The following is an 11,629-nucleotide window of genomic DNA, read 5'->3' on the forward strand; positions in this document are numbered from 1 at the left end:
ATGAAACGCTTCCTTCTTGCTGGCTTTTCCGCTCTTGCACTTGCTGGCTGTACCGTTGGGCCTGATTATCACAAGCCTGAAGTCCATGCGCCAACCACTTGGCGTTCAACACAGCCCCCTGCAGAAAGTCAGGTTGTCACGGCATCCACTGATCCGGCTTGGTGGCGGGTCTTTAATGACCCCGTGTTAACACAATTGGAAAATGAGGTTGCTGCATCCAATCTGGATCTCAAGGCAGCCAGCCTGCGCCTGATGCAAAGTCAGGCAGAAAAACGGATTGCCAGCGCAGCCCAGTTTCCTCACGCAGAAGCCAACGCCTCTTACGGACGGGAACGAGCCAGTACCAATGGTGTTTTAGGGCTGCTGGGGACCATGGAGCGGGAAGGGGCCGGAACCATTGCATCAGGTACGCAGGGGTTTGGCCCTACCGCGTTACCTGGTAGCGTGGGAAATCCTTCTTTCAACCTGCCACAATATGGCATGAACGCTTCATGGGAAGTCGATTTCTGGGGTCATGTTCGCCGACAGGTAGAAGCTGCGACGGCAGCCATGCACGCAACGGAAGAAATGCGTCGCGATATTCTGGTCTCGCTTATGGCAGAAACCGCGCAGGATTATATTGATCTGCGCGCGACGCAGACGCAGATTGGCATCCTGGAACATAATATTGACATAGCCAACAACAGCGTAAAACTAACCACCTTACGCTTTCAGCAGGGCGCAGCCACACGGCTGGATGTGGCAGAAGCAACGGGGCAACTGCATACATTTACATCACGCCTTGCGCCCCTCAAGGCACAGGCCACACATAGCCTGAATGCCCTAAGCTTTCTTGTGGCGCGTGAACCGGGCGCTTTGGACGCCGAACTCGGTAAACCGGGCAATATTCCACTTGTACCTGCTACGGTGCCGGTAGGGCTGCCTTCAGAGCTGGCTGAACGTCGGCCAGATATCAGAATGGCGGCTGACCGCCTGCACGCAGCCACAGCCAGCATTGGCGTTGCCATTGCAGACTTCTTCCCTCGTGTCACGCTCTCGGGCAGTCTGGATATTCAGGCATTGCAGTTCAGTGGGCTTGGCTCATGGGCGTCTCGCCAGTATGGGTTTGGTCCAACAGCAACGCTCCCTATTTTTGAAGGGGGGCGCTTGACTGGCCAACTCCACTTGCGCCGTGCCCAGCAGAAAGAAGCAGCAACACTTTTCCAACGCACCGTTCTGAAAGCGTGGCAGGAAATTGATGATGCCATGGCCGATTTTACGGCAGCCCAAAGGCGACGGGATGAACTGGCTGAAGCCGTGCATGAGAATGAAATTGCAGTTGATACGGCTAAAGCCCAGTATATACAGGGCGCAGCAGACTTCCTGAATGTTCTGACTTTACAGAACGCGCTTCTTTCATCCCAGAGCGCTTTGGCGGATGCTACAGCCCATGTCGCTGTCTCTGTGGCCAATCTCTACCGTGCAATTGGAGGTGGATGGCAAGATATCTACCCGGAAAAAGCACCCAAAAAGCACGCATAAGATCATACCAATGATGACAATAAGACGATCCGACACACTAGGAACAAGCCATTCTGGAGGCCAGATCCTTCGCTGCTACTTTGCGTTTGCTGATTATCAGGACCCGGCCCATACGCATGAAGGACGCTTGCGAGCCGTCAATAATGCTACGTTGCTGCCGCGCACTTCTTATCAGATCGGGCCGGAAACTGCTGTTGATATCGTGACGTGGGTTCGCTCAGGCACACTCACAACGGCCGTGGATGATTTTCCCGCAGAAGATATTCGCGCAAAAGGGCTCCATCTCATCAGTACAGGGACGGGCTGCTCAACATTGCAGTGGAAAGCTGGGGAGCAAGGAGCATCCTTTATTCAGTTCTGGTTCCACCCGGATATAGAGGGGACAACGCCAGCACAGGAAAAGCGTCCTTCTTTTTCAGAATACGAGGATGGCGGCTTCCAGATCATTGCTTCCGGATTTCCAGAAGATGATCCGGAAGAACAGGAAACTAGTGTTGAGGGAGCACCAATCGCGTTAAACGCGCGCGCGCGGCTTCTACATGCGGCCATTCCGAGCAGGGAAGGCGCAGCGTACAGCACCACACCCGGGCGCGACCTTTATTTCCTGGTGGTGTCTGGGTGCGTGACTATTGAAGGCGAAACTCTCCATGAAGGAGATGCCGTGGCTCTTGAAAGCGTTACAGAGCTCACTGTCATCGCCAAGGAAGATTCAGAAGTTCTGCTGGCTGACGTCGCCTCCTGAGGGAGGGGCACCGCCAAGCTTGAGTTGCCTAACCAGCGCCTATGCTTTCCATCTACCCCAGTAGCAAGATTCAGTGCTAATCACATGGCAAAGATACATTTGCTCTGAAGGTTCTTGGCACTGTGACAAAGAAAGCTGACCTACCGCGAAATCCCGGTGTCCCTCGACGTAATAACACTCAGCAAATTCTCAATGCTGCCGAGAAAATATTCTCGGCTTATGGTTTTGCAGGCGCACGGATAGACGATATTGCCAAGGCGTGTGATCTCCCCAAGGCAAATATCCTTTATTACTTTGGCAGCAAGGAAGAACTGTACCGGGCCACATTGCAACGTTTGCTGGTAGGATGGCTGGCAGATGCTGATCAATGGATTTCCGTCAAGCATACACCGGCAGTGGGGCTGGAAGGCTATATTCGCTCGAAAATGGCATTTTCCCGCAGTAAACCAGACGCATCACGCCTTTTCATGCATGAACTTCTGGCGGGAGGGGAGAGGGTTCGCGCGTTTCTTGATAGCACATTGCGCGAGCACGTTGAGCAGAAAGCTGTTGTTTTTGATTATTGGCATAAACAGGGACTATGCGCGCCCGTTGATTCAACCCACTTCATGTTCACTTTATGGTCCATGACGCAGGCTTATGCGGATATGCAAGTCCAATTTGCCGCAGTTCTGGGCCGTCGACGCTTGAATATTGCAGATTTTGAAAAAGGGATCAGCACGATCCTGCAACTGGCTGGGTCCATTTGTCTAACCGAAGCGACTGCTGACACTCCCCCACAAACCAAACAACTTGTCCACGATACGACAAAAGAAAGCAAAAGCGCAGAAAAACGGAATAAGAACAAACGGAAATAATACACTGTAATATGGCTGGGCGATGAGTGAATAAACGGCAACAGAATTTCTTGTTTCGTCTTGTGCCGGAAGATTTTTGCTTGTTATGCAGCTATTGAACAAACGACGGTGTGTCGTCAGTTAGCCCCAGTTTAAAGTAGCCTGCTCAACTTGGGGCTTATGGCACTTGGTTCGCTCCGTATGGATGTACCATCCTACTATGTACTGAGACGTAAGCAGCCCGGCATAAGCCGATATCGACACCATCTGGCGTTTTGGTACAGGTGCGCTAATCTGTAACTGTTCTACATCTGTGATTGTTGGGAAATCATCATGATTAAACGTAGCCTGCTTCTTCTTGCTGGCGTTATGGCAACTGTCCCGGTTCTGGCGGGTTCTGCCAAGGCCGCATCAGATGGTGCTGCGATCTACAATGCCAATTGCTCTGTCTGTCATCAGGCAGGAGGTGTCGGCATGCCGGGGCAGTTTCCCGTGCTAAAAGGCCGCATTGACAAAATCGCTTCCTCACCTGAAGGCAAGACATATCTGGCAGACGTTGTTCTAAATGGCCTCCATGGGCCTATTCAAGCTGGTGGCGTCACATATGCAGGGTTCATGCCCTCGTTGAAAACCCTTTCTGACGACGACATCTCCGCCGTTCTGACATATGTTGCCTCTTTGGGAGACACCAAACCTTCACCTAGCTTTACGGCAGACGACATTAAAACGGCTCGGGCGACCCCTAAAAAAGGCGCGGAACTTCAGGCAGAACGAAATGCCCTGAATGCAGCACATCCCATTCCGTAAGAGTGTTTACTGTGAAGCATCCCATCAATTACGTGAAAAAATACGTGAGTGATGGGGGCTTCTGGTCAAATGACGTTGGAGAAGTCTGTTAGATCAATCTGGCAAGTCTTTTCGTGACTGACGGCGTTGGATTTTCGTGACAATACCCTCATGTTCTCAAAGTCGCCTTTTCTGAGGGTTTTTATGTCTCTTCTTCTGCCGCTGCATGCCATTGCTGGCTCGTGAGGACACCACGTAAAAAGAGAAAAGAAGGCGGCCCTCATTTTGCGGCGGCGACTGGGCAAACACATTACATTATGAAGCACTGATGGACTGTCATGCTCCTTAAGATGACGTTAGGGACAGCTAATGCTTAACCGGGGCGCATCATGTATTCAAACCCCGGCAGAATAACCAAACCGGGCATGACTGGAATGCCGTAATACGCATCCGGCACGGCCGAATAAGTTTGTGAGGCATTAACATAGTCGCCCATAGACATTCCCACTATTTGCCGTAACCATGCATCACAAGTGGTTCTTGGGCTCAACCGATAGTATGGATAGACGCTCCCAAGCCGATCAAGCGGACGGGCCGGAATAATTCTTAACAAAAATGCTCGTGCATAAAATTCGGTAGAGCCCTTTTTGGAAATTTGATGTGACGCGTTTTTAAGAAAGTTTACGCGTGACCCAAACTCAGGATGTGGGCACCAGAACAACGAGGCCGTATGGCCGCCATTACACGCAGGACAAAACGCTATCCCTAAGATCTGACCGATGAGGAATGGGAACACGTCGGCTCCTGATATCGCCCGCGAACAGACATGACCGGAAACGGGCGAGCGATTTCCGTGAGGTCATCTGGTGGTCCGACGTGGCAAAAGGACTTGAAATTCCGCCATATCGATGGATCGTCGAATAAACATTGGGCTGAGTGATTCGCCAGTGCCGACAGATGAAAGACTATGAGCAGAGGATCGACACGACAGGGGCAACAATCCTCACCGCCATAGGAAGCCTCATGCTAGGCCGAAACGCCCCTCCATGAATTTCCAGAAGGGTTCCAGAAGAAGCCACGAAAGACAATTGTTTCAGTAAACGAACTGTTTGGCGTGAAGGCTCATGACTACTATAACCGGGTGTCATCTGGATACGGCGAGGAGAGAATGAGCGTATTTTCAACGTTTTTTAATCGGTATTGTGATCGCTATTTCCAGATATCCGCCCGGGGTTCCAGTTTCTGGAAGGAAGTGTTGGCTGGCGTCACGACATTCGGGGCAATGGCCTATATCATGGCCGTCAACCCCGACATTCTTTCCGCTGCGGGGCTGGACCGACACGATATGGTCATGACCACAATCGCTTCTGCGGTTTTGGGGTCTCTTATCATGGCTCTTTGGGCCAATCTGCCGATCGCCTTGGCTCCAGCCATGAGCAGTAACGTTATCTTCGCGCAAGTTGTGGTTATCCGGATGGGTGTTCCTCCGGCTGTTGCCTTCACAATGGTACTACTGGGCGGTCTGGCATTTTTAACGCTTTCCCTGACCCAGTGGAGGCAGAAAATAGTCAGGGCGTTTCCTGTTCCTGTTCGTCTGGGCATCCACTTTGCCATTGGGGCATTTATTGCGCATATCGGCATGGTAACAGGCGGCTTGGCCATAAAAGGGAATGATGGTCTGGCTTTTGGTCATTTGACTGATCCGGCCGTTCTTCTGGCTATATCTGGACTCTTTCTTGCGGCATTTCTGCGCTGGTCACGTGTTCCGGCGGCCATGCTGATTGTCATTACAATAATCACAATTGTTGGCTGCTTTGTCCCGCACGGTGCCGGTGCAAAGGTGACACAGTTGCCAACCCATTGGATAGACTGGCCCCATTATCCAACGCACATGCTTTTCCCATACGATTTCAAAGGCTTTTTCTCTCATTTTTTCCTTGTCTTACCAGTAACCCTCTATTTCTTCCTCGGGGACTTCTTTGATGCAACCGGCACGATGATGGCCGTCATTCAGCGGTCTGGACTCAAAGACAAGGAAGGGCAGCCGCTATTGGGGCGAGATGCTTTTGCTGCTGATGCAACAGCAAGCATTGTCGGCTCTGCGCTCGGAACATCCACCGTTTCTGCCTATCTTGAATCTCTGGTGGGAGTAGAGGAAGGGGGTAAAACCGGGCTGGTCGGTGTGACAGTCGCGTTGCTTTTTGCGCTTTCGTCTCTCTTCTGGCCGTTAATCACATCCGTACCAGCTGTAGCAACGGCTCCTATTCTTATCTTGGTGGGATTGGGCATGCTCAGCGGCTTGACTGATTTGAAAAATCTTTCTGCGCGAGAGCAGATTATACCGCTCCTCATGGTGCTGATTACCGTCATGACAGGAGATTTCATGATCAGTCTGGCTCTCGGCCTCCTGCTTTTCACATTTCTGGCCATTACAAGCAGACGCTGGCAGGACATTACCGTTATGTTGCTTACTTTGGATGGTGTGTTTGTGACTTATCTTGTCCTTTCATCACGAATGGGCTGAAAAACACTCGCGCCAAACCACGTCCTTCAGGCACGCTCTGTGTGTACAAGAGATTCAATTGAAAGGTGGGCAGGGGGCCTTAGTCATAGGCCCTGCCCACAGGTTTCTCCTGCTATAAATTTAGCAATTCACTACGGCGTGTCGTCAGTTAAGCGCTGAGTATGGCACGTGAGGGTTGTACTTTGTGGCGTCCTGTGCTGACTGTTTTCCCGATTTTGTGGGAGAGCAACAGATGCGGCGCTACGGTTTACGCAACGATCAGTGGGAACGGATAAAAGACCTTCTCCCCGGTCGTGAAGGTCATGTCGGCGGCACAGCAGCGGACAACCGCCTGTTCGTGGAGGCCGTGCTGTATCGCTATCGCGCAGGCATTCCATGGCGTGATCTTCCTGCCCGTTTCGGAGACTGGAAAAACGTGCATCGGCGTCTGCGCCGCTGGTGTGAAAGCGGTGTTATTGAGAGGATCTTTCGCCATCTAGCCGCGGATCACGACAATGAATACATGATGATCGACAGCACCATTGTCCGGGCACATCAGCATAGTGCCGGAGCCCTCAAAAAAGGGGCGCGGATCAGGCCATCGGACGATCACGAGGCGGGTTGACGACAAAGATCCATGCCATCTGCGACGCTCTGGGCAATCCGGTGGAACTCGGCATCACACCGGGGCAGGATGCGGATATCAGCCAGGCGGAACCGATGCTGGAAAACATCGATCCGGATGCCTTCCTCGCCGACAGGGCGTATGACGCGGACAGACTGATTGATCGGCTGACACAGCGCGGGATTACTCCGGTCATCCCGCCGAAACGCAATAGAACAACCCAACGGGAAACCGACTTCGCTCTCTACCGCGAACGGAACCTTGTCGAGCGGTTCTTCAATAAACTCAAGCAGTTCCGTGCTATCGCAACACGCTACGACAAGCTGAAATCGACCTTCCTCGCAGCCGTGCAGTTCGCTTCAATCATTATCCTACTTAACTGACGACACGCTCTAGTCTATTTTTTATGGAGGGGAGAAGGGTTGCAACCCATCTTCCTTGTATGCAAGATTGTACGCGTACCGTAACAAGATGCACGAATAGCCGGAGTTGTGACTGTATGACATCTCGTGAAACACCTTTCTCCGCGCCAGTTGGGGCGGCTCAATATGGTGGAACCCGAGCTGTCAGCCGGTGTAATAGCCTTGGTGTTGCTCCGTATTCTGAAGAGGAAGGAGCCCTTTTCCGCCCCTATCTGAGCAAGGCTTACCGAGAAACCGTCCGCTGTGTCTCTGCCTGGATGGAAGAGGCGGGTATGACAACTCGCCAAGATGCGGCAGGCAATCTTGTGGGGCGGTATGAAGGCGCCCGACCTGATGCGCCTGCTCTTCTTATCGGCTCTCATCTTGATAGTGTCAGAAACGCCGGTCGATATGATGGGCCGCTGGGTGTGATGCTCGGGATTGAAGTCGTTGCCTATCTTTCGGCTCATAAAAAGCGTCTACCGTTTGCTGTAGAAGTTATCGGGTTTGGGGACGAAGAAGGGTCACGCTTTCCTGTCTCCATGTTGACGTCCCGCGCAGTCGCGGGCTTGCTGACAGCAGCTCCCGACACAATGAAGGATGCCGCCGGTATCAGTTTGCGAGACGCCTTGGGGACAGAAGGCTTCCTTCTGGAAGATTTTTCAAAGGCAGCCCGCAACAAGAAAGATGTTATCGCTTACTTTGAGGCCCACATTGAACAAGGGCCGGTTCTGGAATCTGAAAATCATGCGGTGGGTGCTGTCACTGCCATTGCTGCACAATACCGCTTCCTCATTAATATAAAGGGCTTTGCAGGGCATGCTGGCACAATGCCCATGCACTTGCGGCAAGATGCTCTGGCTGCTGCTGCTGAAGCAATGGTGGCCATTGAAAGCATAGCGCTGCAGGGAGCCGGTGATCTTGTTGCTACTGTAGGCCGGTTGGACGTTGCTCCGGGCGTACCCAATGTTGTGCCAGGAGACGTGGCCTTTACTTTGGATATCCGGTCCGGCACGGAGAGTATCCGCGACAAGGCGGCCGAGACAATTCGCACTGCCTTGGCGGCAATTGCAGAAAAACGGCATGTTGAACTCAGTATGGAACTGCAGCAGGACCTGCCTGCAACCCCTTGCAATTCCGCACTGACACAGGCCCTGAGCGACGCAATCCAAAAAATTACCGGTCTTTCTGCGCGCAAACTGGTGAGCGGCGCAGGGCATGACGCGATGGTGATGGCGGCTTTGGCCCCTGTCTGCATGCTGTTTATACGGTGCGAAAAAGGAATCAGCCATAACCCGGCAGAAGCGGTAACCGCGGAAGACGTGGAAATTGCTTTTCAGGTGATGGTTACTTTTATCGAAAGCTACGCAGAAACCTATTCTGCAGGACAGGAGAAAATCGCGTAATGGCACAGAATCTGTTCGGTCAGATTGATCCGCCCCAGCGGCTGTTAATGGGGCCTGGGCCTGTTAACGCGCACCCCCGGGTTTTGCGGGCAATGGCGGCTGACATGCTGGGACAGTTTGACCCTGAAATGACAGCCTACATGAATGAAACCATGCAATTGTACCGTCAGGTTTTCATGACGGAAAACCGCTGGACTTTTCTGGTTGACGGTACCGCCCGGGCAGGGATCGAAGCTGCTCTCGTCTCTTTGGTGGAACCGGGAGCAAAATTGCTGATTGTGCGTGCGGGCCGTTTTGGCCTGCTGCTTTCAGAAATTGCCCAGCGCATTGGTGCTGAAATCTGCACTCTGGACCTTCCGTGGGGCGAAGTCGCCACGCTGGAACAGATTGAAAATGCACTGATTGAACACAAGCCTCAGGTTTTTGCCTGCATCCATGGAGATACCTCTACCACCATGGCTCAGCCTCTGGCGGGAGTAGGGGAGCTCTGTCGCAAATATGGCGTGCTTTCTTATGCGGATGCTACGGCTACGCTTGGTGGCATGGCAGTTGAGACGGATGCATGGGGTGTTGATGTCGTTTCTGGCGGCCTGCAGAAATGTATGGGGGGACCACCAGGATCTGCCCCCATCACAATTTCTGATCGGGCAGCTGAGCACATTATGGCGCGCAAGCATGTGGAAGCGGGTATTCGCGGTGCAGATACGCTCGATGGCAACCGCTCGCGCATTGCCTCCAACTACTTTGATCTCGCCATGGTCATGGATTACTGGTCTGAAAAACGCCTGAACCATCACACAGAAGCAACAACGATGCTGTATGGTGCACGGGAAGCCGCACGGATCATGCTGGAAGAAGGGCTGGAAGCACGTTTTGCCCGCCATAGCGCTGCCAGTACCGCCATGGTGGCGGGTGCCCGCGCGTTGGAACTGAAAGTCTTCGGGAACGATACCTATCGGATGACAAACGTGACCGGCATCTGGATCCCCGAAGGAGTGAACGGCGAGAATGTCAGAATGCGGATGCGGGATGATTTTGGTATCGAAATCGGCACCGCATTTGGTCCTCTGGCTGGTAAAATCTGGCGCATTGGGGCCATGGGTTATAATGCCGTCAAACACAAGGTTCTTCTGACCCTTGCCGCCCTTGAAGTCTGCCTGGCTGCCGAAGGCCATAAGGCACAGAGAGGCGCAGGCGTGGATGCCGCCCTTGCAGAATATTCATAAAAGTCATTCTTATTTCACGATCTTGCCACAGGAGGCCTGAGTGAACGAACAGGATCTCATTCTGAGCGATCTGCACGTGCTCGCACGCCAGATTGATCTGACCATTCCTGCAGACTGTATGGCTAGTGTGGCGGCCAATACGCAGTTATTGCGTGGGTACGTTGATCTGATTTGTGGCATGGCTTTGCCTGACACCTGCATCCCTGCCTATGAGTATCGGCCGTAAGCATGTCTATTTCATCATTAGCGCAGAGTATTCAGAACGGCAAAGTTTCGGCCTTTCAGCATTGCACTGACACCATACGCGACCTGAAAGAACGGGATTCTTCCTATAATTGTGTCACCAAGGTTCTGGAAACACGAGCATTACAGACAGCTAAAGATCTGGATGCCCGTATTGCCAGAGGGGATAGGGTAGGGCTTCTGGCGGGTGTGCCATTTGGCGTGAAGGATCTGTTCGATCTTGAGGGGCAGGTCACAACGGCGGGCTCCGTGGTGCTGAATAACTCTCCCCCCGCCACTCGGGACGCAGAAGTCGTGCAGCGATTGTGCGCTGCTGGGGCCATTCCGGTAGCCTCTCTCAACATGGACGAGTTTGCGTACGGCTTCGCCACCGAAAACGCACATTACGGAACAACGCGAAACCCACATGACCCCCAAAGGCTTGCGGGCGGCTCCTCTGGTGGTTCTGCCGCAGCCGTGGCAGCAAATCTTCTTCCGTTCACACTAGGGTCAGATACCAATGGCTCCATTCGTGTGCCCGCGTCCCTGTGTGGTGTGTGGGGGCTAAGGCCAACGCAGGGTCTTGTCCCGCTGGCAGGGGTCTATCCCTTTGCTAGCAGCCTGGATGTGATTGGACCGTTCGCACAGAACGTTGCGGATATTCGCTCTGTCAGCGAAGTTCTGATTGGTCAGTCCCTCGCTTATAAAGGTGATGTCAGCGCGCTTTCGGTCGGAATACTGGATGGGTGGTTTGCTCAGGATTTGACCAGTGGCGTAGCGGCCGGCATGAATGCTATTCAGGCGGCCTGCCAGCACACTCAAACCATTACTTTGCCGGAAGTTGCGCGTGCACGCGCCGCCTCCTTTGTTATTACCGCCGCAGAAGGAGGCAATCTGCACCTTAACCGGCTTAAGGTTGAGCCTATGGCATACGACCCCGCCACGCGAGACAGATTGATGGCAGGCGCATTGCTTCCCTCTGCTGCCGTCATTCAGGCGCAGCGCGTGCGTAACTGGTTCCGGGAAATCATGCATGAAGCCTTCAGGAAAGTAGATATTCTTGTTGCTCCGGCAACTGTCGGCCCAGCACCACGGCTGGATCAGCCCACCATTATGGTGGGAGGAAAAGCTGTTTCCGCTCGCGCCAACCTTGGTCTGTTCACCCAGCCTTTAAGTCTGGCTGGCATGCCCGTGCTTTCTGCCCCTCTCTCGCCGCGAAATGACGTGGACACTCCTCTTCCTCTGGGTGTTCAATTCATTGCGGCCCCCGGTAAAGAGAACACTCTTCTCGCATTTGCCGAAATGCTGGAACAGAAAGGTCTTCTCGGTTTTCCTGTTGTAACGGCTCGGAACTAATCCTG

At 53.1% G+C, this 11,629-nt stretch carries 11 protein-coding genes and 1 pseudogene; 11 read left to right on the plus strand and 1 reads right to left on the minus strand.

Going from position 1 to position 11,629, the window contains the following annotated elements; genetic code table 11:
* From ASN_RS16515 to ASN_RS16530, 4 genes are all read left to right on the plus strand, one after another.
* Window positions 1-1,521 (plus strand): efflux transporter outer membrane subunit, encoded by a 1,521-nt coding sequence (locus ASN_RS16515; protein ID WP_058989425.1) that lies wholly within the window; start codon window positions 1-3, stop codon window positions 1,519-1,521.
* A 10-nt stretch (window positions 1,522-1,531) separates the two neighbouring features.
* The gene (locus tag ASN_RS16520; RefSeq protein WP_058988861.1) at window positions 1,532-2,263 is read left to right on the plus strand and encodes a pirin family protein; all 732 of its coding nucleotides are present in this window, start codon (window positions 1,532-1,534) and stop codon (window positions 2,261-2,263) included.
* 122 nt (window positions 2,264-2,385) lie between these two features.
* Window positions 2,386-3,120, plus strand: a complete 735-nt coding sequence (locus ASN_RS16525; RefSeq protein ID WP_058988862.1) for a TetR family transcriptional regulator C-terminal domain-containing protein — start codon at window positions 2,386-2,388, stop codon at window positions 3,118-3,120.
* 312 nt (window positions 3,121-3,432) lie between these two features.
* Window positions 3,433-3,906 carry a c-type cytochrome gene (locus ASN_RS16530; protein WP_058988863.1) on the plus strand — a complete coding sequence of 158 codons (474 nt, stop codon included), beginning with the start codon at window positions 3,433-3,435 and terminating at the stop codon, window positions 3,904-3,906.
* Between the two features lie 352 nt (window positions 3,907-4,258).
* Here ASN_RS16530 and ASN_RS19770 read toward each other — a convergent pair whose 3' ends face one another.
* A complete protein-coding gene (locus tag ASN_RS19770) occupies window positions 4,259-4,606 on the minus strand; it encodes a carbohydrate porin (protein ID WP_407922288.1) in 348 nt (115 codons plus the stop codon).
* Between ASN_RS19770 and ASN_RS20600 the strand changes: the two are divergent.
* From ASN_RS20600 to ASN_RS16565, 7 genes and pseudogenes are all read left to right on the plus strand, one after another.
* Window positions 4,589-4,749 (plus strand): annotated as a pseudogene (locus ASN_RS20600) (transposase); the annotation flags it as partial. The gene ASN_RS19770 and the pseudogene ASN_RS20600 sit on opposite strands and share 18 nt — an antisense overlap.
* A gap of 304 nt (window positions 4,750-5,053) precedes the next feature.
* Window positions 5,054-6,409, plus strand: a complete 1,356-nt coding sequence (locus tag ASN_RS16535; RefSeq protein WP_058988864.1) for an NCS2 family permease — start codon at window positions 5,054-5,056, stop codon at window positions 6,407-6,409.
* Between the two features lie 232 nt (window positions 6,410-6,641).
* Window positions 6,642-7,396 (plus strand): IS5 family transposase gene (locus ASN_RS19070; RefSeq protein ID WP_099048343.1). Its coding sequence is split into 2 segments (ribosomal slippage): window positions 6,642-6,972 and window positions 6,972-7,396, totalling 756 coding nucleotides; the frame shifts between segments, so codons are not numbered across the junction.
* A 116-nt stretch (window positions 7,397-7,512) separates the two neighbouring features.
* On the plus strand, window positions 7,513-8,820 hold the full coding sequence (locus tag ASN_RS16550) for an allantoate amidohydrolase (protein WP_058988865.1): 1,308 nt from the start codon (window positions 7,513-7,515) through the stop codon (window positions 8,818-8,820).
* The gene (locus ASN_RS16555) at window positions 8,820-10,046 is read left to right on the plus strand and encodes a pyridoxal-phosphate-dependent aminotransferase family protein (RefSeq protein WP_006558765.1); all 1,227 of its coding nucleotides are present in this window, start codon (window positions 8,820-8,822) and stop codon (window positions 10,044-10,046) included. Before ASN_RS16550 ends, ASN_RS16555 begins: the two co-directional genes overlap by 1 nt.
* A 40-nt stretch (window positions 10,047-10,086) precedes the next feature.
* Window positions 10,087-10,272, plus strand: a complete 186-nt coding sequence (locus ASN_RS16560; RefSeq protein WP_006558766.1) for an AtzG-like protein — start codon at window positions 10,087-10,089, stop codon at window positions 10,270-10,272.
* A gap of 2 nt (window positions 10,273-10,274) precedes the next feature.
* Window positions 10,275-11,624 carry an AtzE family amidohydrolase gene (locus ASN_RS16565; RefSeq protein WP_058988866.1) on the plus strand — a complete coding sequence of 450 codons (1,350 nt, stop codon included), beginning with the start codon at window positions 10,275-10,277 and terminating at the stop codon, window positions 11,622-11,624.
* Window positions 11,625-11,629: the final 5 nt, after the last annotated feature.

Source organism: Acetobacter senegalensis (assembly GCF_001499615.1).
Taxonomy (GTDB): Bacteria; Pseudomonadota; Alphaproteobacteria; order Acetobacterales; family Acetobacteraceae; genus Acetobacter; species Acetobacter senegalensis.

What these genes read in the sequence shown, in the direction of transcription:
- ASN_RS16515 (WP_058989425.1), top strand. Translation starts at nt 1, where the DNA reads ATGAAACGCTTCCTTCTTGCTGGCTTTTCCGCTCTTGCACTTGCTGGC.
- ASN_RS16550 (WP_058988865.1), top strand. Translation starts at nt 7,513, where the DNA reads ATGACATCTCGTGAAACACCTTTCTCCGCGCCAGTTGGGGCGGCTCAA.
- ASN_RS16555 (WP_006558765.1), top strand. Translation starts at nt 8,820, where the DNA reads ATGGCACAGAATCTGTTCGGTCAGATTGATCCGCCCCAGCGGCTGTTA.
- ASN_RS16535 (WP_058988864.1), top strand. Translation starts at nt 5,054, where the DNA reads ATGAGCGTATTTTCAACGTTTTTTAATCGGTATTGTGATCGCTATTTC.
- ASN_RS16565 (WP_058988866.1), top strand. Translation starts at nt 10,275, where the DNA reads ATGTCTATTTCATCATTAGCGCAGAGTATTCAGAACGGCAAAGTTTCG.
- ASN_RS16530 (WP_058988863.1), top strand. Translation starts at nt 3,433, where the DNA reads ATGATTAAACGTAGCCTGCTTCTTCTTGCTGGCGTTATGGCAACTGTC.
- ASN_RS16520 (WP_058988861.1), top strand. Translation starts at nt 1,532, where the DNA reads ATGATGACAATAAGACGATCCGACACACTAGGAACAAGCCATTCTGGA.